The 21,863-nt window shown below is 55.6% G+C and carries 21 protein-coding genes and 1 pseudogene; 5 read left to right on the top strand and 17 right to left on the bottom strand.

The genetic code is table 11. From position 1 onward, the window contains the following. Positions 1-21 precede the first annotated feature (21 nt). On the bottom strand, positions 22-1,203 hold the full coding sequence (locus DPEP_RS04750) for an MFS transporter (RefSeq protein ID WP_005660062.1): 1,182 nt from the start codon (positions 1,201-1,203) through the stop codon (positions 22-24). Between the two features lie 63 nt (positions 1,204-1,266). Next, the gene (locus DPEP_RS04745) at positions 1,267-2,034 is read right to left on the bottom strand and encodes an LmeA family phospholipid-binding protein (RefSeq protein WP_005660060.1); all 768 of its coding nucleotides are present in this window, start codon (positions 2,032-2,034) and stop codon (positions 1,267-1,269) included. A 100-nt stretch (positions 2,035-2,134) separates the two neighbouring features. Between DPEP_RS04745 and DPEP_RS04740 the strand changes: the two genes are divergently transcribed. Together DPEP_RS04740 and DPEP_RS04735 are read left to right on the top strand one after the other, a co-directional pair. Next, positions 2,135-3,832: a diguanylate cyclase gene (locus DPEP_RS04740; RefSeq protein WP_005660058.1), complete on the top strand. Its 1,698-nt coding sequence runs from the start codon at positions 2,135-2,137 to the stop codon at positions 3,830-3,832. A 31-nt stretch (positions 3,833-3,863) separates the two neighbouring features. After that, positions 3,864-4,241 carry a RidA family protein gene (locus DPEP_RS04735; protein ID WP_005660056.1) on the top strand — a complete coding sequence of 126 codons (378 nt, stop codon included), beginning with the start codon at positions 3,864-3,866 and terminating at the stop codon, positions 4,239-4,241. A 34-nt stretch (positions 4,242-4,275) separates the two neighbouring features. Here the strand turns inward: DPEP_RS04735 and nikR are convergent, their stop codons facing one another. Continuing rightward, positions 4,276-4,689, bottom strand: coding sequence for a nickel-responsive transcriptional regulator NikR (gene nikR / locus DPEP_RS04730; protein WP_040382409.1), 414 nt, complete (start codon positions 4,687-4,689; stop codon positions 4,276-4,278). 116 nt (positions 4,690-4,805) lie between these two features. Between nikR and fumC the strand changes: the two genes are divergently transcribed. Beyond that, positions 4,806-6,167, top strand: coding sequence for a class II fumarate hydratase (gene fumC / locus DPEP_RS04725; RefSeq protein ID WP_005660053.1), 1,362 nt, complete (start codon positions 4,806-4,808; stop codon positions 6,165-6,167). Positions 6,168-6,171: 4 nt separating this feature from the next. Here the strand turns inward: fumC and DPEP_RS13740 are convergent. After that, positions 6,172-6,282: pseudogene (locus DPEP_RS13740) on the bottom strand (transposase); the annotation flags it as partial. A 429-nt stretch (positions 6,283-6,711) separates the two neighbouring features. Here DPEP_RS13740 and DPEP_RS04720 point away from each other — a divergent pair. Next, the gene (locus DPEP_RS04720; RefSeq protein ID WP_005660052.1) at positions 6,712-7,407 is read left to right on the top strand and encodes an IS66 family transposase; all 696 of its coding nucleotides are present in this window, start codon (positions 6,712-6,714) and stop codon (positions 7,405-7,407) included. On the opposite strand, the gene DPEP_RS04715 is transcribed toward DPEP_RS04720, so the two are convergent. From DPEP_RS04715 to DPEP_RS04665, 11 genes are all read right to left on the bottom strand, one after another. Beyond that, entirely contained in the window at positions 7,408-7,839 is a 432-nt protein-coding gene (locus tag DPEP_RS04715; RefSeq protein WP_040383051.1) for a hypothetical protein, read from the bottom strand. It abuts the gene before it with no gap. Beyond that, on the bottom strand, positions 7,836-8,882 hold the full coding sequence (locus DPEP_RS04710; protein WP_005660050.1) for a PDDEXK nuclease domain-containing protein: 1,047 nt from the start codon (positions 8,880-8,882) through the stop codon (positions 7,836-7,838). The genes DPEP_RS04715 and DPEP_RS04710 overlap by 4 nt, the downstream gene beginning before the upstream one ends. After that, positions 8,879-10,462: a type I restriction-modification system subunit M gene (locus DPEP_RS12715; protein WP_005660048.1), complete on the bottom strand. Its 1,584-nt coding sequence runs from the start codon at positions 10,460-10,462 to the stop codon at positions 8,879-8,881. The genes DPEP_RS04710 and DPEP_RS12715 overlap by 4 nt, the downstream gene beginning before the upstream one ends. An 85-nt stretch (positions 10,463-10,547) precedes the next feature. Next, complete coding sequence (locus DPEP_RS13545) at positions 10,548-10,796, bottom strand: N-6 DNA methylase (RefSeq protein WP_241760461.1); 249 nt, start codon at positions 10,794-10,796, stop codon at positions 10,548-10,550. Next, the gene (locus DPEP_RS04700; protein ID WP_005660044.1) at positions 10,697-11,443 is read right to left on the bottom strand and encodes a type I restriction-modification system subunit M N-terminal domain-containing protein; all 747 of its coding nucleotides are present in this window, start codon (positions 11,441-11,443) and stop codon (positions 10,697-10,699) included. The genes DPEP_RS13545 and DPEP_RS04700 overlap by 100 nt, the downstream gene beginning before the upstream one ends. 625 nt (positions 11,444-12,068) lie before the next feature. Then, positions 12,069-12,359 carry a type II toxin-antitoxin system YafQ family toxin gene (locus DPEP_RS04695; protein WP_005660043.1) on the bottom strand — a complete coding sequence of 97 codons (291 nt, stop codon included), beginning with the start codon at positions 12,357-12,359 and terminating at the stop codon, positions 12,069-12,071. Then, positions 12,356-12,634 (bottom strand): type II toxin-antitoxin system RelB/DinJ family antitoxin, encoded by a 279-nt coding sequence (locus DPEP_RS04690; RefSeq protein ID WP_005660042.1) that lies wholly within the window; start codon positions 12,632-12,634, stop codon positions 12,356-12,358. Before DPEP_RS04690 ends, DPEP_RS04695 begins: the two co-directional genes overlap by 4 nt. A 264-nt stretch (positions 12,635-12,898) precedes the next feature. Further along, positions 12,899-13,981, bottom strand: coding sequence for a YkvI family membrane protein (locus DPEP_RS04685; RefSeq protein WP_005660041.1), 1,083 nt, complete (start codon positions 13,979-13,981; stop codon positions 12,899-12,901). Continuing rightward, complete coding sequence (locus tag DPEP_RS04680) at positions 13,974-14,363, bottom strand: GrdX family protein (protein ID WP_005660040.1); 390 nt, start codon at positions 14,361-14,363, stop codon at positions 13,974-13,976. Before DPEP_RS04680 ends, DPEP_RS04685 begins: the two co-directional genes overlap by 8 nt. 13 nt (positions 14,364-14,376) lie before the next feature. Further along, a complete protein-coding gene (locus DPEP_RS04670) occupies positions 14,377-15,687 on the bottom strand; it encodes a glycine/betaine/sarcosine/D-proline family reductase selenoprotein B (protein WP_083797526.1) in 1,311 nt (436 codons plus the stop codon). Positions 15,688-15,704: 17 nt separating this feature from the next. Further along, positions 15,705-16,991, bottom strand: a complete 1,287-nt coding sequence (locus tag DPEP_RS04665) for a glycine/sarcosine/betaine reductase component B subunit (RefSeq protein WP_005660037.1) — start codon at positions 16,989-16,991, stop codon at positions 15,705-15,707. Between the two features lie 222 nt (positions 16,992-17,213). Between DPEP_RS04665 and DPEP_RS04660 the strand changes: the two genes are divergently transcribed. Continuing rightward, positions 17,214-18,431 (top strand): CdaR family transcriptional regulator, encoded by a 1,218-nt coding sequence (locus DPEP_RS04660; protein WP_005660036.1) that lies wholly within the window; start codon positions 17,214-17,216, stop codon positions 18,429-18,431. A 7-nt stretch (positions 18,432-18,438) separates the two neighbouring features. On the opposite strand, the gene DPEP_RS04655 is transcribed toward DPEP_RS04660, so the two are convergent. Together DPEP_RS04655 and DPEP_RS04650 are read right to left on the bottom strand one after the other, a co-directional pair. Next, positions 18,439-19,335 carry an acetamidase/formamidase family protein gene (locus DPEP_RS04655; protein ID WP_005660035.1) on the bottom strand — a complete coding sequence of 299 codons (897 nt, stop codon included), beginning with the start codon at positions 19,333-19,335 and terminating at the stop codon, positions 18,439-18,441. Between the two features lie 17 nt (positions 19,336-19,352). Further along, a complete protein-coding gene (locus DPEP_RS04650) occupies positions 19,353-21,854 on the bottom strand; it encodes a winged helix-turn-helix domain-containing protein (protein WP_005660034.1) in 2,502 nt (833 codons plus the stop codon). Positions 21,855-21,863 lie beyond the last annotated feature (9 nt).

Genomic DNA, 21,863 nt, shown 5'->3' with positions numbered 1-21,863 from the left:
GAAACCTCCTTCTCTCCTATCCTATCGGATAAGTCCCTTTTTTGGCCACAACAGGTACATCACCGGAAGGGACAGAAAGGGCAGAAATGCCACGATACCCAGGGCGGCTCGGAGTCCCGCAGCGTCGGTGAACCATCCCAGAGGGGCCATGGCCACTCCTGCCAGTCCGAAGGAGAAGCCCATCATGAGAGAGCTGGCGGTGCTTCTTTTGTCGGGAGCCAGCTCCTGAGCCATGGCGTCTGTGGCGGGATTGCAGGCCGTTATGGACGCTCCTCCTATAACTATCATAGCCAGGGACAGAAAGCCCTCTGTAGCCCATCCTATCACCAAAAAGGTGGAGGCCAGAGGGATTATTATCTTGACGATTTTTACGTTTCCGACCTCCATGGCTATCCTCGCCGCTATCAGAGGCAGTATCGACGCGGTAAGGGACAGGAAGAATAGAAAAGTCCCCACCTTGGTGATCGAGCCTCCCTCCGACACTATCAGAAGGGGAAGGAGAAAACGGACTCCCTTTTGGGAACATTCTCTCAGGATGGTCACGGCCCATATTGGGTATATCCGTTTAAACACGGAGGATAGGTTTTTTATCATACCGATGTCGTCGCTGTCTTCCTCGGGAGATCTGTCCCTTATCTTAGGCATGGTTTTGTAGTACACTGCCGCCAGTATCAGAGGTGGAATAACCGCTATTACAGGCATCGCCCAGTGGGGAAAGTAACGATAGAGGGCTATGGCATAGATTGAGCTGATGGTACCTCCGGACATGCCTCCCAGCCCGAAGAGGGAAATGGCGAAGGCCAGCTCCGACGGAGGGGCCACGTATCCCAGAGAGCCCTGTCCCTGAGGGTGGAAGGTGGCAGCCCCTATCCCCCACAAAGTCACCATGGTCAGAGCCATGGCGTACGAGGTCGAAAGAGGTATCATGGATGCCCCCAGAGCCGCCGCTATGGGACCGAACATTATGGGCCAGGGCCTGGTGTGTCTGTCCGCCACGTGACCCATTATCGGCTGAAAAACCGTGTGGATCACCCCTGATAGGGACGTCAGTATACCGGCCTGGGCGTAGGACAGACCCAGATTCTTGACCAGATAGGGCAAGAAGGTGTCGAGAAACGCCGTGTGTACGTCGTTCACCAGATGCCCTGTGGATAGAAGGGCTACTTTAGTCTTGGAGGATAGAGCTTTTCCGGCGGTCGTCATGGGACGATCTGCCCCCTTTCGTTATACGGATGGAGGGCATTTTAACACCGCCGCTCCTCTATGTCACAGATCTCTCGAAACGGTTTCGGCATCGTATTCATAGACCATCCCCTCGAAGGACCTGGGCTCGGAGACGCTCTTCACCACCGCCCGGTCCTCATCGAGCTCTATTCCGGAGAGCTTCAGCGGGAACATGAACTTACCCAGATCCAGTATGGGCTGTATCTTGGCCATGGCCCTGTCGGTCAGCCCCTCGGGAACCTTGGCCCGATTGACCTTCAGGGTGTAGTCGTCGAGCCATATCTGCTTGCCCTCTTTTACCTTGAAGGTTCCGTCTATCTCTATCAATATGTTTAACCTCAAAAGTACGAGATCCGCCAGATAGTAACCCTTAGCGTAGACCCTACCGGGAGAGAAATCCAGGGCGAGGTTGTTCCATTTTTCGTCGTCGCCGAACTCCTTGCTTTTCAGGTGTGAGTTTATGTCCTCCTCCTTTATCACCGCCACGGCGTTGGTCGCCAGTATGGAGGTTACGTCGGCGCTCTCTGTGCCCCATGTATCGGGGGAGGTGAAGGCAACGTCCATTCCCTCAATCGTTATCCGGTCTATCCGGACTCCTCCTATATCGGCCCCCTCCATGTCCATGTAGACGTGTTTGACCAATCCGGATTCCTCCGGAGGTTCACTCAGTATCATCTGAGCCCTTTGTGGATCGAGTTCGCCCAGGAACATCCGAAAGAGCCTGTCTCCCAGGTCCTCCGCCAGGGCGGAAGACGCCGATACGGTGATCAGCGCTGTGGCCAGAGCTATGGCCTTTAAACTCTTCGTCATGTTGATCGCCCCTCCTAGTTGTTGTAATGTCTTCCGTATCTTATCATAGTAGGCAGAGGACAATAAATAGAAAGAAAAAGACGGGAGGGGGCATTCCGCGTTGAAACTGCTCAACGAAACCCCCACTCCGGAGGAGCTGGAGATATACGAGGCCTTCCAGGAGTGGATGGCATCCTACGACGGAGGCGACATAGAGGGAATAATGAAGTGGATGGCCCCGGACGTTTTATCCGTAGGCACGGGCAGGGACGAGATCAGCCGAAGTTCCGAAGCCATAAGGGAGGGCTTCTCCCGTGATTTCGGCGAGCTGGACGAACTCAGGCTGATAGACGGTTTCGTCACCGTCAAGGCCAGAGGGGACGCCGGCTGGCTCTTCTTTCAGGCCGTCTACGGTGTCAACGTCAAGGGGGAGCCCATAAGATACGAGACCAGGAGGACCGTTGTCTTCCGGAAGATCGAGGGCCGATGGATCCAGGAGCATCTGCACCACTCCATACCGGACAGGACCCAGTCGGACCACCGCTCCTTTCCCGTGGGGCCCATAACCGCCGGAAGGTACTCTATACTCTTTACATCCTCCCGAGACGCCATAATAATGGCATCCCGATGGGACAGATCCATACTGGAGGCCAACATGGCGGCTCTTGGCATGTACGGCCTGTCGGAGGAGAGGATGCTCAACTCCCGTATGGACGACCTCATGGACGACGAAGAGCTCACCGCCTTCCTCCGAAGGATAAACTCCAGCCCCAAGGAGGGCGGGCTGTTCCAGGCCGTCCACAAAGGTCCCTCCGGTCCCTTTCCGGTGGAGATAAGCGTCAGGATAACTGAGCTGGAAGGACGGTCCATCGTCGTTATGGTCGTCAGGGACACGACCTCCAGAGTCGAGACGGAGAGGGCTCTCAGACGCAGCGAGGAGAGGCTGCGTCTCGCCATGGAGGCCAACGAAGACGGTCTGTGGGAGCTCGACGTACCCACCATGACCATGTACGTCAGCGGCAGTTCATGGGGCGGAAGCGGCGACGTCGAGGAACGATTCCCCTATCGGGCCTGGAGAGAGATGGCCCATGGGGACGATCGGGACGACATAAATAAGGCCCTTACGGGACACCTGGATAGAGGCGACGAGTACCGTGTCGAGTACAGGATGGACCGAGGCGACGGAAGATGGCGATGGGTTTTGGAGAGAGGCCGGGTGGTGGATCGAAGGTCCGACGGATCCCCTCTAAGGATGATAGGCACGATCATGGACGTGGACAGACGGAAGAGGATAGAGGAGGAGAGGTTGGAGCTCACCAAAAAACTGGAGAAGATGGCCTCCATAGACAAACTCACCGGTATACTGAACCGCCAGAGGTTCGAGTTTCTCCTTCAGGAGAAGATGGACCGGAAAAGGCTTCCCCTCTGCCTCATAATGTTCGATCTCGATCGATTTAAAGATTTGAACGACGCCAGAGGTCACCTGGAGGGAGATCGGGCCCTGGTGCTGGCCAGCGAGGCGGTGTCGGGCCGTCTGAGGATGGGAGATCTGTTCGGGCGCTGGGGCGGCGACGAGTTCATGGTGGCCCTGGAGCAGGACCTGGATAAATCCCTGATAGTGGCCGAGGACCTGAGAAAGAGGATATGCGATGCACTGGGAGACGGCTTTCAGGGAGTGACGGCCAGCTTCGGACTGGCCCTGTGGAACGGAAGGGCGTCCCTTGAAAACCTCTCCAACATGGCCGACGAGGCCCTCTACAGGGCCAAAAAAGACGGGCGAAACCGGGTGGTTGTCTTCGACGATGCTGGTTATAATTGAAGGGAACCATAAAAAACAGGAGGGATGTAAGTTGAGAAAAGCGATAGCCACCGATAAGGCCCCTGCGGCCATAGGTCCCTACAGCCAGGGAATAGAGACGGAGCAGTTCGTCTACACCTCCGGGCAGCTCGGGATGGATCCTGCAACCAAGGCATTTCCCGATACGATCGAGGAGCAGACCAAACAGGCCCTGGAGAACGTCAAGGCCATCCTCGAGAAGGCCGGAAGCTCCATGGACAAGGTCGTTAAGACCACGGTGTTCCTCAGCGACATGAAGAACTTCGCCGCCATGAACGAGGTGTACAAGTCCTTCTTCGTGGGAGAGTGTCCCGCCAGGAGCGCCTTCCAGGTAGCCAAACTTCCTCTGGACGGAATGGTCGAGATAGAGGTAGTGGCCCTAAAAGGTTAAAGTCGGAGGTCGTCGGGAACTCCCGACGACCTCTTTAAAGTATGGAGGCTATGACCGGCGACAGGTTGTTTATCGCCCTTACCCCCGACAGCTCCTCTATGAGGGCCTTCACCCTGGACGCCTGTCCCTTGACCATTATGACCTCCACGCAGTGGTCGTGATCGGCGTGGACGTGGCTGGTGCATATTATGACGTCGCCGAAATCGTGCTGTATGTCGGTCAGGGTCGAACAGGCCTCCCTGGTATGGTGGTTGTAGGAGATGGTCACAGATCCGTAGACGGTGCCCTTCCCCTCGGTCCAGCGGGTGTCCGAGATGGAGTCCCGGATCAGCTGTCTTATGGCCTCCGAGCGGTTGGGAACTCCCTTTCGCTCTATCTGGCGGTCGAAATCCCTCAGTAGTCCTTCCGGAACCGCCACCCCGAAACGGACCAAAACGTCTCCTGCCATTCTACTAACCCCTTTCCCCTTTCCCCCATTATATCAACTTACGTATCGACTTAGTTTTTTCAGGGAAAAATTGAAGGTTCAAAACGGTAAAAATAAATATTAGGAAGTGATGGAGAATGAAGACCAGAACAGAGAGAGACTCCCTAGGGGAGGTCCAGGTTCCCGAGGAGGCCCTGTGGGGGGCTCAGACCCAGAGGAGCCTGAACAACTTTCCCATAGGCAGAGAGAAGATGCCTCAGGAGGTAATAGAGGCTTTGGTCCTAGTAAAGAGGGCCGCAGCAGTGGTCAACGTGGAGCTTGAGGTTTTGGACGAGGACAGAGGACGAGCCATAGCCAAGGCGGCCGATAGGATACTGTCGGAGGACTTTTCCGATCAGTTCCCCCTGTCTCTCTGGCAGACCGGGAGCGGCACCCAGACGAACATGAACGTCAACGAGGTGATAGCCAGAATAGCGTCCGACGATTCCAGGCTTTCGATCCACCCGAACGACCACGTGAACCGAAGCCAGAGCAGCAACGACGTCTTTCCCACCGCCATGCACGTGGCGACGGTACTGGCTGTGGAAAGAAGACTCCTTCCCGCACTGGATAGGATCACGAAGGTCCTGAGGGAGAAGAGCGACCGTTACAGAGACCTGGTCAAGATAGGCAGAACCCACCTCCAGGACGCCACCCCTCTGACCTTGGGACAGGAGATAGGCGGCTGGGTCCGCATGATGGAGAGGTGTCAGTCCATGGTGATCACCTCGGTGGAATATCTCAAGGATCTGGCCCTGGGAGGTACGGCGGTCGGCACGGGCCTGAACGCCCCGGAGGACTTCGGAAGAAAGGTCGCCCAGGAGATAGGGGAGCTCACGGGAGTCGATTTCAGCACCGCTCCGGACAAGTTCCACTCCCTGACCAGCAAGGACGAACTGGTGGCCTTCCACGGCGTCCTCAAGGCCCTGGCGGCGGACCTCATGAAGATAGCCAACGACGTCAGGTGGCTAGCGTCCGGGCCCCGGTGCGGGCTGGGAGAGCTTATCATACCGGCGAACGAACCAGGAAGCTCCATCATGCCAGGCAAGGTCAACCCCACCCAGGCGGAGGCTGTCACCATGGTGGCGGTGAGGGTCATGGGAAACGACACCACCGTCGGAGTGGCCGCCAGCCAGGGCAACTTCCAGCTGAACGTCTTCATGCCCGTGACCATCGAGGCGGTGCTCAACTCAATAGGCCTTTTGAGCGACGTCATGGAATCCTTCACGGACCGTTGTCTGGCAGGTCTGGAGGCCGACGAGGAGCGGATATCCCAGGTAAGGGACAGGTCTCTGATGCTGGTCACAGCTCTGGCACCGGTGCTGGGCTACGACGGGGCGGCGTCCATAGCCAAGAAGGCCCACTCCGAGGGAATTACACTGAAAGAGGCGGCGGTAGCCATGGGTAGCCTGTCCGGTGAGGAGTTCGACAAGCTGGTACGTCCGGAGAAGATGGTCTAAAAGGAAGTAGGGGGGTACTGTCCTCGACCCTGCGGGCCGAGACTCCGGCCAGAGAAATCTCCATCAGGGCCTCTTCCACCGAGCTCTCACGGCGACGGTAACGTTCGATGATCGCCCGGTGTTATCTGTGGTATCGTACATTTGCGGTAGCCCTCCCTCGGGACGATATGTTTTTGGCTTTGTCACCTAAAACGTAACCCTTGTGGGGGGCTACTGCCAAGTTTTACCTCAAGTAAATGTGCGAAAGATATTGTGCGTTATCCAAACAAAGGACCGGAGCCGGGCGCTCTGGTCCTTTTTGCGTGTTTATTCCCCTTTTACAAGATCCCCGCCGCCTGAGCGACATCCTTGACCCCGATTACTCGAAGATACCCAGGAAGTTTTTCTGTTTCGTCATTCTGTATTTGCCAAGCAAATATCGTAACTATTCAGTCGCCCCAGCCAGGAAGAGAATCTGACCATCGAGAGCCATAGACATAGCCTCGAATATATTGATCGAGTTCTTCTTCGCCGTAATGTAGATAAAGGACTCCGCTGGGCTCATGTGGCCTGTAACCGCAACTACGCCTATATCTCCGTCGAGAAGAAACGAGGCTACGATGGAATGGTCGCCTCCGGGATACTTCCCTGTTTCAGGGGGATAGCTGTCCATGATTTCTGGCGTCCCTACGAGAGATTTGACGTGAACCACGTCTATTGCAACGCTCACCTCATTCGGGAGCTAAGGGCCATCCACGAAAACACCGGACAGGAATGGGCCTCAGACCTAAAAAAGCTCCTGGTATGGGCCCAGCACAAAAAGAAGGAGTTTATCGCGGCCGGTAAGGACCGTTTTTCACCTTATTGCTGTCGCTACAGGATCGACAAGCCCTTCGATGACTTACTTGCCTCCGGTCTGGCTCAAAACCCTCTACCTACTGGAAAGGGGACAAGAGGCAGGCCCAAAAAAGGCAAGGCCAGGAACCTCCTGGAGAGATTTAGGGACCATAAGGAGGAGATCCTGCTCTATGCCAGGGACTTTGCGATCCCCTTCGACAATAACGAGGCTGAGCGAAACATTCGCAACTTCAAAGCGAAGCTTAAAATATCGGGCTGCTTCCGAACCTCGGAAGGGGCTAGTGACTATGCCAAAATAATGTCGTTCCTCATTACGGCGAAGAAGCACTCGATCAATATATTCGAGGCCATGTCTATGGCTCTCGATGGTCAGGTTCTCTTCCTGGCTGGAGCGACTGAATAGTTACACTTCAGGATGAGTATTGCGGGGTGCCAACTTATTGCGAACACCCTGAGCTCGTGCCTCTGCTTCATCAAGGGTTCTGGCTTGAGTTGTGTATCTGAATTGGCCGTCCTTTCCGTATTCGAGGCCATGCAGAATTAACACGGCGTTCAGTTCGCTACGATGGTGTTCGAACTCATCTCGTTTTCCGACGAAGCGCGTTGGGACAAGGTAGGATCTGATAAAAGCAAGAATCTGGTTGGCGCTTTTTGTCGTGGCCTGGCTTTCCAGAAATACCGCATTAATCCGCCGCCACTTGGTGGATTCCCCAGACTCATCAAGCAGACAGTTCGTCTGGAAATATCGACTGATGTCTGTCCCTGATCCGGCCTCTCCAAGCACTTTGGAAATGGCCTCGACTGTACCCGGATCAAAAGGAGGGTGTGCACTCATTCGTCAATCCTCTCAAGCAAGGCTGCGATCTCTTCCGGCTGGGGCAATTGCCCTCTCAGTTCCCTGGGCAGAGTCTTGGTGATTTCGTAGGTTGCCACGCCGATGGGCTTGCGGGCGTCGTGCAGGGCGTACTCGACAATGGTGCGACTCTTCTCCTTGCACAGGATGATGCCGATGGAGGAGTTCTCATCCTCTTGGCGGACCTGTCGGTCCAGCGCTGTCAGGTAAAACTGCATCTTGCCGACGAACTCCGGCCTGAATTTGCCGATCTTCAGCTCAACGGCCACCATGCAGCGCAACCGCCGATGAAACAGCAGCAGGTCGATAAAGAACTCTTCACCGTCAATCTCCAACCGGTACTGACTACCCATGAAGGCGAACATGCCGCCCATGGCCCGCAGAAAATCCTCGATCCGGGTGATGAGCGCCCGTTCCAGCTCCCGCTCGCTGTATTCCTCACCCAGCTCCAGAAAATCGAAGGTGTATTCGTCTTTTACCGCCAACTTGGCCTGGGCGCGAAGTTTCGGTGTAAGCGTCTGATCGAAATTGGCTTGGCCGAGCAGGGATTTTTCATAGCTCTGGTTGGCGATCTGATGAATGAGTACGTTTTTAGACCAACCGAATTTACGGGTCATGCGCAGATAGAATTCCCGCTCCAGCGGGTCTTTGCATTTGCTCATAATAGCAAGGTTATGCGTCCAGGCAATTTCTCCAACCAGTGGTTGGAGTCTTTCACTCTCGTGATACTCCAAATAGAACTGGCGCATATACCAGAGATTCTGAACCGAAAAGCCACCCACGCCGGGAAATTCTTGCCGCAAGTCGGCGGACAGGCGTTCCACCACCGCCTTGCCCCAGCCTTCAACATCCTGCCGTTCCACGATCATCCGCCCGATATCCCAGTACAGGCCGACCAGCTCCTTGTTGACCGCCTTTAAGGCTTCGTATTGGGCGGAGCGGATGCGCTCTTTCACCTCGGCAAGGAGGTGCGCATAGTCCGGACCTGGATTGTTCAGTTCGCTCATTCCTTTCTCCGCTTTCATGATCGTGGCTCTTTTCCACCGGAGGCCCCAATCAAATTCCAGGCGTCAGGGAATTGATCCTGAACCATTCTCGTGCCGCCACGAGAATGGTCTGTCCGTTGCTCAAGAACCTCAAAAAGGTCGTCCATCGACTCCCGCAATTCCATCGAGCTTTGCTGCCAGTTCGAAATGGCCTGCTTGAGGCTGACCGTTTCGGCTGCTCCGTTGCTATTGCCGTTTCCGTTATCCGATCGAACGTAGAGTGGGATGCTTAGGTTGCTGCCTTTCTCCCGCACCTCGTCATTGCAGACCACCCGGGCAAAGCCGTCCTCGTCACCGAAAGCCTTGTAGGCGGCGACAATGCGCTGGATGTGGTCGTTAGTGAGGAAGCTCTGCGCCCGCTCGCGTGTCACCTCGTTCACCGCGTTGATGAAGAGCACCTTGTTCCTGCGCTCTTTAGGCTTGTTCATCCGACAGATAACGACGCAGGCTTCCATGGGTGAGTTGTAAAAGAGGTTGGGGCCGAGGCCCAGCACACACTCCACCACGTCGTGGGCGACCAACTTCTCGCGCATGGCCAGTTCTTCATTGCGGAAGAGGACACCATGCGGAAACAGGATGGCGCAGCGGCCGCTCTTGGCCTTCATGCTTTTGATGATGTGTTGCCAGAAGGCATAGTCGGCGCGGCCCTGGGGCGGGGTGCCGTAGAGGCTTCGGCCCCACGGATCGGCGGACCATGCATCGCGGTCCCACTGTTTGATGGAGTACGGCGGATTGGCCAGGACCACATCGAACTGCATGAGCCGGTCGCCTTCGACAAAGGCGGGGTTACCCAGGGTATCGCCCCGGACGATACGGAAGTCCTCAACGCCGTGCAGGAACAGGTTCATCCGGCCGATGGCGGAGGTGAGCAGGTTGCGCTCCTGGCCGAACAGTCGCAGGTTCCGCCACTCCTTATTCTGTCGCTTCAGGTGAGCTACGGCGGAGAGCAGCATGCCCGCCGAACCGCAGGTGGGGTCATAGATCGATTCACCCGGTTTGGGTTCGAGTATCTCGGTCATCAGATGAACCACGGTGCGGTTGGTATAGAATTCCGCAGCGGTGTGGCCGGAATCGTCGGCGAACTTTTTGATCAGAAACTCGTAGCCCACGCCCAGCTCATCTTCCGGGCAGTTAGAGAGCGAAAGCGTCTGCGAACTGAAGTGCTCTATGAGCTCGCGCAGCATGTGGTCCGGCAGGCGGTCCTTGTTGGTCCACTGAGCGTCGCCGAAGACCCCGTACAGGGTGTCGGGATTGGCTGTTTCGATAGCCCGCAGTGCATCCTGAATGGCCTTACCGACGTTCTTGACCTTGGTGCGGGTGGCCTTCCAGTGAGCGTCCTCCGGAATATGAAAGCGGTGCTGTTCGGGAAGCGCGGCGTATTCCTGATCGCCGCCGGATTCCTTCAGCGCATCGGCCAGCTCCTCGTCATAGACGTCGCACAGGCGTTTGTAGAACAGCAGCGGGAAGATGAACTGCTTGTAGTCCCCGGCGTCGATATAGCCGCGCAGTAAGGTAGCCGCACCCCAGAGGTAGGATTCGAGTTGGGATTGGGAAATCATTGCACCTGCCTCCGGAAAATCTTGAGCCCGCATTCGGGGCATTTGCGTGGTTTCTGCGCACGTTCGACTCTGGTTGATGTGTTAGTCATGCCATTAACCCTTCTTTTTCGAGCAACGCCTTCAACCGATCCTCGGCCGCATACGCCGCCTGCAGCGATTCTTTGAGATTGGCGATGGCCTGATCGATGGTCATGGATTCTTCCTCGATCACCGGTTCCACGTAGCGGGGGATGTTCAGGTTGAAATCGTTCTCGCGGATCTCGTCGAGAGTGACCACCCGGCAGATTCCTTCCACATCCTGATATCCCTCGTACCAGCGATGGATGTTGTCCACGTGTTTCGGCAGCAGCTCGTTCTGGGCGCGGCCGGTATGGTTTCCCCGGCTTTGGGCGCAAGGATGCGCACCATCAACGCGACCACGGAGCGTGGGGTATAGAATTCACCAGCCTTCTTGTTGGTCAGGTCGGCAAATTTCTTGATCAGATATTCATAGGCCTGGCCGAGAATGTCCGCCTTACAGTGCTCGTTGCCCAGGTTGAGCGACGAGAAGTGTTCGATCAGGTCCTTAAGCAGCGCGTCCGAAAGGCGGTCTTTGTTGGTCCACTGGGCATCACCGAAGATGCCGTGCAGGGTGTCCGGATTGGCCTGCTCGATACAACGCATCGCCTTCTGGAGCGCATGGCCGATATTGGCGCTCTTGGCCCGGACATCTTTCCAGTGGCAGCCCTCCGGAACCTGGAAACGGTGGTTCTCGGGGAACTGGGCAAATTCCACGTCGCCGTCTGATTCTTCCAGCGCCACGGTATACTCTTCGTCATAGACATCGGAGAGCCGCTTGAAGAACAGCAGTGGGAAGATGTAAGTCTTGAAATCGGCCGCGTCTACTGGACCACGCAGGATATTGGCCGTCTCCCATAGATGTCCGGAGAGGGTCCCAATATCCAAGTCGACTGAATTGTTATTTTCGTTCTTACTGCTCATTCAGCTTCGTCCTTTTCTTCTTTTGTCCGCTGCTCCGCCAGACTTCGACCATTTCTCAAGCTCCTCATGGGTAATTGGTTTTCTTGCCACGACAGAGACGGTAATGAGGATGCTGGGCGCAGTCCTCCAAAATTAAAATATTCTCTAATATATTTAGGCAGGAGCCGACTGTCAAGCGCTTTCGTCCGGATAAGGCCGTAGACGCACCGCGTTTTTGCGTCCGTTTTCGGGTATTTCCCTCCCTAGTCCATCACTGAGAGAACCTTCCCTGCGGTTATTTTTTTATAAAATTAGCACTATACGGTTTAACGGTCAAGGATCTCACAAGAGAAAGAGACTCCGCACCTTTGATTTAGGACTTGTAAAAAATAGCCGGGATAGCATCCGACGATTCCAGGTTTTCGATCCACCCGAACGATTACGTGAACCGAAGTCAGAGCAGCAACAACGAAAGAGGCGGCGGTAGCCATGAGGAGTCTGTCCGGAGAGGAGTTCGACAAGCTGGTACGTCTGGAGAAGATGGTATAAGTGGACTCGCTCTTCCTCGACGAAGGCTTCGGAACCTTTGTGGTATTGCCCTTTTTAACACAAGCACCCTGAGGGATTTTCCGTCCCACAGGGTGCTTTATTTCCCGAAAAGATCCGCATGTGTTCCTGTCCGGGTAAGGGTCAACACCAGGACCGATGCTTCCACACGATATATCAGTAACCAATCAGGCTGAATATGACACTCTCGATGCCCTGTCCAATTTCCGGAAAGAGCGTGATCCCTGTTTTTTGGGGGGAGCTCCTCAGCCATAGCCAGAATGGAGATGACGTCTTCTATGAGCTCTATCTTTAGCCCACGTTTAAAGGCTAGTTTGTAGTCCTTTCTGAACTGAGAGGTCGGTTTTACAGTTAGTTTTGTCTTTCTCATTTTCTGAGATCGGCAAAAAGCTTGTCTAAATCGGTGTAGCCCTTGATTGAGGGGTCTTTGGCGATAATCTCAGCCTCTAACATCGCAGCCATGGTTTCCCTGTTTATATTGTTTACAGAGATTTCAAAAGGAATCCTGCCCTCACGGAGCGACTGGCGAACGAAGATGTTGAAAGCAGTTGTCATATTCATCCCCATCTCTCCGAAGAGAATCTCTGCCTGAGCCTTTAGGTCGGAATCCATACGGATGCTGATATTTGTGGTATTTCCAGCCATATGCCTACCTCCTTTTGTTTACCTATATCATACGTCTATTGTGTGAAAAAAACAATACATAGCACGAACTAACTAGTTCTCCAGTTCGGCGGCGTACTTTTCCCTGTTCTCCGAGATGTCTTTGATCTTCTCCATGGGCAAGCCGGTTATATCCACCATGGGGAGTCTGTCCGGAGAAGATGGTCTAAAAGGAAGTAGGGGAGCCAGAAGGCTCCCCTACTCATCTATCCGCGCTCTCTTTACTTTACGCTTTAGCGACACGTTTTATGCTTTAGCGACACGTTGTCTGAAGCTCTTCAATACCATTATCCCCAGAAGGAGTATGCCTACATAGCCGTTTATAACGTAGACTATGTTGACCAGCCTGGCGAAGGGAAGGTATATCCCGACCACCAGCCCCGCTACGGCCAGTATAATCGTCGCCGTCCTGAACCGGGGGCTCTTGTCCTCGGCTATCCTGGAGGAGACGGACCACAGAAGCGGAACGGCCGTGGTGTATATTCCCGCCACTATTATCAGAGAGAAGCCGTTCGCCAGCATGGGGTGGACCTTCTCCGCCAGTATCAGCATAGGTATCTGGCTCGCGGCGACGTCCTTCACGTAGGCCAGCAGCCCCAGGGCCACCACTATGACGGCAAGGGAGAACCCTATGGCCCCCAGACCGGCCCCGTAGGCCGCCTCTTTTTTGCTCTTGGCCGTGGCTCCCATGGCCGCCAGGAAGGACGCCAGCCAGAGCATGCAGAAGCCAACGTAGGATCCGGCTGCGAATATCCAGTTGGAGGACGCCTTCATGATATTCATGGTCGGGAGCGCCTCCTGACCTTGGGCTATACCGTCGAAGTTGCCGAATATGGAAGCCAGTCCGAGCCCTATGGATATTACCACTATGGTGGGGCCGATTCTGCCTATCACGTCCACTATCCTGCCAAGCCCGAAGGAGACGGTGAACCCGGCCATAAGGGCCATGAGGACGCCTCCTACGTAAACGGGAAGGCCGAAATGCTGCTCGACCGTGGCTCCCGCTCCGGCTATCATGACCACGAAGGAGAGGTATATGAAGACCGTGGCGAAATAGTCGAAGAATCCTCCTAGGGTATTTCCGCAGTAATACCTGAAGATATCGCTGCTCTTCTCGAACTTCTCCTCCTGTCCCACGGTGATGAAGCTCACCCCTACGAACAGCAGCAGTATCAACGTCAGGACCGCCCCGGCTATTCCCCTGTAACCGTAGGACGTGAAGTACTGGAGCACCTCCTGTCCGGTGGCGAACCCCGATCCTATGAGAAACGCTATGAAGGCTCCTCCGAAGGTTATCACCGTCTTTACGCTGTAGTCGTCGTTATTCATGGGGAGCCCCCTTCGGATCTCTTCGTTGGAGGCCCAGCTTCATACCTTCGTCCCAGGCCGTCTTTGCCAGATCGGCGTCGATCCAACGATAATCTACGTCGGCTGAGCTGTCTTGAACGATCCTCTGGCTCTTGAGGAAGGCTCTGGCCTTGTCGACCAGTTCCAGGTCGTCTCCGGACCAGGTTCCCTGTTTTCCAAGGATGATAGAACGGTAGGGAGAGCGGTTCAGCCTGTTGTTGGCCGAAAGAGGGGCGCTCACCAGACCGTACCCCGTTCGGAGCATCGACTCCACCTCGTCGAGGACGTCGAGGGCGGTTCCGTCAACCCATTGCGCCATAGGGAGGGAATCTCTGGTTTTCTCGTTGTTGGTGACGACGATCAAGTCCGTCACCTCCTCAGGCTTTGAAAACCGTCTGTTCGGAAACTTCGGTGGTCAGAGCCTCGAGCGCTTTGTTAATGAGCTTTCTCCTTACCTTTATGTCTCCCTCGGGGCCCTGCTCGGGATCTCCTATGGGATGGGGAATGGCCACCCCGGGAACAATTCTGTTAGCTCCGACGGTCAGCATTATCGGAACGATCGTAGCCATCTGGACCACCGGTATACCCGCCGCTTTCTCTATTTCCCTGGACATCGATGCGCCGCATCGAGTGCAGGATCCTCAGGTGGACGTGAGTATAACTCCGTCCACGCCGCTTTCCCTCAGCTTTGCGCCTATCTCCTGACCGAATCGTTCGGCGTGTCCCACGGCGGTGCCTGTTCCGGTGGTGCAGTAGGCGTATTCGTGAAGCTTGCCTATAACTCCCTCTTTCTCAAACTCCCTCATGACGTCCAGAGGAAGCACCACGTCGGGGTTCTCGTTGGCCCAGGTGGTATCGTAGCCGCCGTGGATGGACTCGTAGTTGTCCGGAGTCAGATCGTTCAGTGAACTTATGTCGTATATGCCGTAGCTCTCGGCGGAGGACACCCTGATCTTGTCCGGGTTGCCCTTGGGCACTATGCCTCCGGAGGTTATTATGGCGATGGTCGCCTTGGAGAGGTCCTCTATGGGAGCCGACGGCGGAATCTTTTTGAACACCGGCATCTCGTACTCGGTCTGGAAGGGCTGGCCGTCCATCTTCTTGAGCAGCATCTCCACCGCTCTTTTCGCGCCGGTCTTCTCGTGGAAGAACACCTTTCTGACCCCTCTGGACAGATATCCCTCTTCCATGGCGGATCCCATGGCATCGCCCTTCAACCTCTTGAGAAGCAGAGAGCTCATGGTCTTTACAGCGTCCTTCATTCCTCTGGCGCTGTCGGAGGCCCGGACGATATAGGTCTTCGAAGCGTACATCTCCGCTCCGGGGTTCTCGTGGTAGAGAGCCGTCACCGTGGGTATCTTAAGCTTTTCCTCCACGGAGGCGCACACGTCGCCGCAGGCCACCCCGTATCTTCCGGCGAAGAATCCCGGCCCTGCCACCACACCGTCGGGTTCGAAGGCCTCTATCATCTTCAGCACAGTTTCCCTGGCCTCGTCCATGTGCTCTCCGTAGTAGCTGTCGCCGCATATAACCGTGCCTACCACCTCGGCTTCCGATCCGAGGGCGCCGTTAAGAGCCAGTCCCGGACCGATGACTCCCGGCCTGGACTCCGGCACGACGTGGGCCTTTTCCTCTCCTCCGATTCCCGCGTAAAACTGGTTTATATAGTGGACTATCCTGAAGGTCATAGCTCTATCCTCCCAGCCTAAACCCACTCCGAGCCGGTACGGTTCGTACCGATCTCGCAGGTTGACCCTATTATCGACTGAAGCTCGACGTACATAGAACCGTCCTCCCTGAGGCTGTCGTCGGCTCCTCCGGACATGTGGGCTATCGACTCGGGGTAGCCTATCACCTTGTCCATGGCGGGAACCTCCACCATCTCGTTGACGTTTCCGGCGGAAACGAAGGCGGTGAGCTCCGGAGTGGCGTCGGCCAGCCCCTGTCCGGATCCGTCGGTCCCGGAGGCCTCGTCCGCTATGACCACAGTCTTGATTCCCAGGGCCTCGCATTTCTTGACGTTCATACAGATGTCCGTGTCGGGGTTGCCGTAGCCTTCCTCTGTGATTATGACCCCGTCGGCCCCGAGCTCGTGGGCCAGTTTGGCGTTGAAGGAAGATGTCTTCTCCTTGCCGGCCAGCACGGTGGATTCCAGCGTGGGAATCATTCCGAGGAAGTTGATCTCCTTGCCGTGAAGGGCGTAGAGTTCCTTTATGACCGGGTCGTTGACGTGATGCCAGCTGGTGTTCTTGTCGCAGGCGGACACGCAGTTCCCCGATACCATGGCTCCGTCGATTATCTCGTTCGGATGGACCAGCGTGGGAAGTATGTTCTTCATGTCCACTCCGTAAAGATAGGTGTCGTGAAGGAGCCCCTGGGTGATGCACATACAGAGATGGGCCACCTTGGGAAGGTCGGGATACTTGAGTGCCTCCTCCGCCACGGTTCCTCTCTCGAAGACCTCCACCTTGTCGATATCGGCGTCCTTGCAGCACTCAGCCAGATAAAGGCCTACCTTAAGTCCTGCGAGCCTCAATGCCTCCTCGTACTGGTGCTTCTCGAGGTCCTCTACGGGATGGGCGTTTACGACCACGTTGAAGGTCTTGGAGAACGGTGTGTGCTCCGCTCCGGGCCCGGTCATGTCGATAAAGCCCTCCTGGAAGGCCATTATCGGCCCGGCGGACACCACTGCCGCTCCGCTGAGGACCAGGGTCTTGCCGTCCCCGGCCGTCTCGTTGGGGCCCAGTACTCCCGGGAAGAATCCGCTTCCTCCCTCCAGTTTGACCCGGGGCTCTATTACGTCCTTAACCGGGATTATCCGAACCGACTCGCCCGGTCTGGCCAGGTCGATCTCCCAGCTCTCTATGCGATCGTCGTCGCTTATGGCAGCGACGGCTTCCTCTTTGTCCACGTAGAGGACGTGATTCTCCAACCTGGTGGGGGTGCCCCATCGCAGGTCCCGGACCTCGGCCCTGTGCAGTTCAAGCCTCATGACAAACCTCCTCAATGTATTTATATCGATCTTAGAAAGATCCCTCGTCTCACAGCTAAAGTCTAATCCCAATTGTCTGTACAATCATCGTTGAAAAAAAACATGATTTGTGGCTCAATAGAGGTGGTGATTTGTGCTATTCATACAAAGAGGGGGTTTTCATAAAAAATGGTCATAAAGTCTCGTCCTAATTGGTCTGACTCAACTTTGAGGCGGCACGCCATGGAGATAGCCAGGTCCACATCGGACGTCATAGGCTACAACGTCATAATCACCGATACCGACGGGGTGATAGTGGGAGCAAGCGACGAGAACAGGGTCGGAGAACTTCACGAGGCCTCTCTGGCGGTCATAGCCGAGAGGAGGGGCAGCTCCACCTCAGAGGACGAGGCCAGGGGGCTCAAGGGAACCCTGCCGGGGGTTACCTATCCCATAAGCTCAATGTCCGGTTCCGTGGTGGGGTCTATGGCCATAACCGGAGACGCCGATAAGGTCCGTCCCTTCGCGTTGATAGTGAAAAAACAGATAGAGATACTTCTTAAGGAGAGGGAGTTCTTCGAGCACGCGGCCAACAGGGAGCATATACTTCAGGATTTCATCCAGGACCTGTCCACCTTCGTCCCGGGGGTCAGCAACGAGACCATCCTCCTCGCCAGGGCCTCGGAGTTCAGATACGACAGGACATGGATATACGTTCCCGTGGCGGTGGATCTGTATCAGTTCGGACGGTTCGCCCTGTCAGTGAGGAGGGATTACGTCAACCGGGAGGGGGAGAAGCCCGAGACAGTGATACAGGGCGTAAAGAGAAAGATCCTCCTGGAGATAAGGAGGATCTTCAACGGTCCAAAGGATATATCCACCATGGAGAGCAACAACCGTTTCGTGGTGCTCCACGGGGTTCGGCCTGCCGAGTCCTATCCGGCACCGTCAAATGCCGTCACGGTAACCAGGGAGAAGACCGAGGACCTTCTGGGCAGGATAACCGACGAGGGGCTAAACGCCGCCGTGGGAATAGGGTCTCCCGCCCTGGGGATTGCCGATTTGGCCGCTTCCTATAAGGAGTCCTGGAGGGCCTTGACCCTGGGGAAGAAGTTCATGCAAGGGCCCGGGGTCTACTGTATAGACGACTATCGGCTGGAGGAGATGATATCCACCGTCGCCCCATCGGTGAGAAACCGGTTCGTGCTGTCCAGCCTGAGGACCCTCCGGGAGGAGCCGGACTGGAACGAGCTCAAGGATACGATTCGATCGTGGTGCGAGAGCGGCTTCTCACTGGTCAACACAGCGAAGGAGCTTCACCTGCACAGGAATACCGTCATATACAGGTTGGACAAGATAAAGGTCTATTCGGGCCACGATCTGAGGAATTTTCGTACCTGCCTCAATCTCTACACCGCCCTGTTGCTGGACAGGTTCCTCGGCCCCGGAAGCAAGGAGTGACCGAGACTCATCGTTTGAACAACTTGGATGTCGTTAATATCCCTTTGGGTATGACCCCTCGGACCGTCTTTTTCGGGTCCACCAGCTGGGATATCCTCAGGTCCATGGCCAGGCTGGATAGAACGTAGGCGTCCTCCCAGGAGAGTCCCAGCCCCGCTTTAAGCATGTCCACCGCCTCGGAGGTGGCCTCCGACAGGGCCGAATCCAGGTTCTCTCCGGATACTATGACGGATAATCCCTCGGAGGTCTCAAGAATCGGCCATTTTCGTGAGCTTCCCTTTATGAGAGAGGTCCTCAGGGTTATGGTGGCGGCTACCTCGCATCCGGAGCAGCACACCTCGCCGTCTCCCATGACGGCGTGGCAGTCTCCCATGGCCAGAAGGGCTCCGGGACGGCGGACCGGAAGGTAGAGGGTCGCTCCCGGACCGATGTCCTTCGTGTCCATGTTTCCTCCGTGACTCCAGGGAGTTCCGGTTGGGAAGGCCCCCTCCTCCGGGGCCACCCCTATAACACCTATCATCGGTTTCACCGGAAGAGACAGGCCGGCGAAGAGGCACTTACCGTCTCTTATGGGGATGATCTTTGTGGACGGACGCTCCACCGAATCTCCCAGCAGTCCCTCTCCCGGAACGGTAACGGCCACGCCGTGGTCCGCCAGATCCATTCTTATTATCTCCACCGCCAGTGTGTCTCCAGGCTCGGCTTCCTCTATGGTTATCGGGCCGGTCGCCGGGTTTATGCGGTCGAAGTCTATCTCGGAGCAGAGGGTTCCCTCCGACTTTATCTGGCCGCAGAAACAGTCGCTGGTCTCCACCTTGAAGACCTCCCCCGGTTTGACCGATGCCGCCGGGCTCATCTCCGGCTCGAAAATGTATATCGCGTCTTTCGCCGATACTTTCAACATCCTCGCTGTTCCTCCCTTCATATTATCCCCATGGAGCGGGCTTTTCTCAGGGCTTCCGCCCCGTTCGAGACTCCCAGAAAACGGTAGAGTCTGGTCACGTGGTATTTGGCGGTGGAGTGGGCTATGCCTAGATCCTCCGCTATATCCCTGTAGCTGCCGTTACCCTTGAGCAGGGCCAGAATCCTCATCTGCCTCTCGCTCAAAGAGGTCTCTTCGAGGCTCGGGACAACGTCTTCGTAACTAGTTCCGGTGACGGCCAGGGCCACCTCGGAGGCGAAGCCGGATATCCGCCTGCCGTCGGATTTCGTCCTCCTGAGAAACGAGACCATCATCGGCTTTATCGACAGGGCCTCGTCGAGAAACATCCTCACGTAGCCGTAAGGTTCGGCCAGGGCCAGAGCTTTTTCGATGTATTCGTAGGACCGTGTTCTGTCGTCGGTGCTCCAGTAGGCCGTGGAGAGGAGGATGTAGGATTCAAGCTCGTCCATAGGTCTATTGAAGTCTTGGCTTAGACGGAGAAGTTTTTCCCCGAACAGGACGGCTAAAGCAGGTTTTCCCGATGCAATAAGAGCCCTCTCGGTGGTGAAGTGTCGGTAGATGTCGTATAGGTCCGGCTGTAAAATAGGGTTTTCTCCGTAGGATATCAGCCACTCCTCCGCAGCCGTTCCGTCTCCTGAGACCATCCTTTCCCGGAATCTCCAGGCTTTGAGGTTGGGGATCAGGTCGTTGGCTCTGTCGCGGTTGATCTGTCTCTCCATCTCGCAAGCTATCATTGACGCCTCGTCTCTTCGTCCCATGGCCTTTAGAATGTGGATCAGTATCATGTCGGAGCAGAAACGGACGTCACGACGGCAGTTTACCTTCATTACAACGGTTTGAGCCTCCACCGCATGATGGTAGGCTTCCTCTAGGTGGTTTTGTTCATACAGTACCCCGGCGAATTGACATTCCCGAAGTATGATGTGATCTTGTCCCAGAAATTTCTTCAGAGGTTCCCTGTATCTAGCCATTGTTTTGTGAAGCTCCTCCATCGACAGAGCCAGGTCGGACCTCTCCCTGAGGGATCTGTGCATCAAGGGCATATTGGCGGTGAAAGTTCCGGGAGACGGGGATTTTCCGAAGCATATGGACGACGTGGGAGTCTCCTTGCCGTCTATCACCCTCTCAAGGTAGAGATTCAGAGGTATCCTGAAGTCCAGGACCTTCAGCAATGTCAGAAAGGACGCGAAGGGGCCGTCTCCGCATCTCTCCGCCCTCTTGTACAGCATGTCCATGATCTCGGTGAACCTTTCGGCGTTGCCGTCCAGGTAGTACATGAAGGCCGATTGGGCCAGAAGAGGCAGTCCCTCGTCTTCGGTGAACTTGATCCGTCCTAACACTCTCTCCTTGAAGAAACGGAATCTGCTGTGGACCGAGATCTCCTTTCTGTATTTCGTCATGGCCGTGCAGCAGTCGGACAGTCCGGAGAGGCAGAGGCACCTCACGTATAGATCCGCCGCTACCAGGTAGTCCCCTTCGTCGAAGAATATTCTGCCAAGATACCGATGTATCTCGTCGATCCTGTCTTTACTCAGCTGGGAGTTCATCCTTCTGAGCAGGTACTCCCTGAAGGGGGGGAATATGCTGTATCCGCCGTCCTCCGAGTTTTCCAGGAAGGCGTCGCTGCTGCGGATGTGTTTCAGAAGGGGCTCGTAGTTTCTCGATCCGTTCAGGCTGCGGCATATATCCTCGTCCAGCCTGGGACAGGGTGCTGCCCTTACCATGAATTCCCTGACCTCCTCGGGCCATCTGTCCCACACCCGGGAGTCGAGATAGTCGTCCAGAAGGCTCCAGTCGCCTTCGTCTCCCATCAGATAGGAGTTTACCGCTACCGGCCACCCCTTCGTCTCGGATATGACCTCTTCCGATTTTCTCCGGCTCATATGGTGCTTGGTCATCATGGAGGATATCTCCTCTTCGTCCATGACGAGGTATTCCTCCGTCATCAGTGCCATATTGCCGTTCAGTATCGAGGGGGACAGCTCCTTCGGGGGGCCTTTTCTGCTGAGTATGCATAAAGTAAATCGAAAGGATGGATTTATCGCCAGCTCTGATAATATCTCCAGGGTTTCGTTGTCGGATATGTGTTGAAAGTCGTCTACGACCACGACGTAGTTCTTGTCGTTGTCTAAAAGGGACGAGACGGATCGGTACAGCACCTCCCGAGGTGGACCTGTCGATTCGGCGGCCTTGGCGAGTTTTCTGTTGGACTTCTGAGCGAAGGCCATGGCCTTCACCAGCTTGTGAACGAAACGTTCCGGAACGTCGTCGTCGATGGAGAGGTTTATCCATGCCAGCTTGTTCCTGAGGGGGCTGATCCATCGGGAGATGGATACGGTCTTTCCGAATCCCGATGGGGCCTCAATGTAGACCCATCTTTTATTTTGTATAATATTTTTGTCGAGAAAAGCTCCCATTCGTTTTCTGTATATGGTTTGAGTTCCGTATTTAGGGGGTGAGAATAGACGGTCTCTCGTCACAGGTGGAGC

It is taken from the genome of Dethiosulfovibrio peptidovorans DSM 11002 (assembly GCF_000172975.1).
Taxonomy (GTDB): domain Bacteria; phylum Synergistota; class Synergistia; order Synergistales; family Dethiosulfovibrionaceae; genus Dethiosulfovibrio; species Dethiosulfovibrio peptidovorans.
Note: the sequence above shows the minus strand (reverse complement) of the source record. Positions and strands in the feature narration are given on the sequence as shown.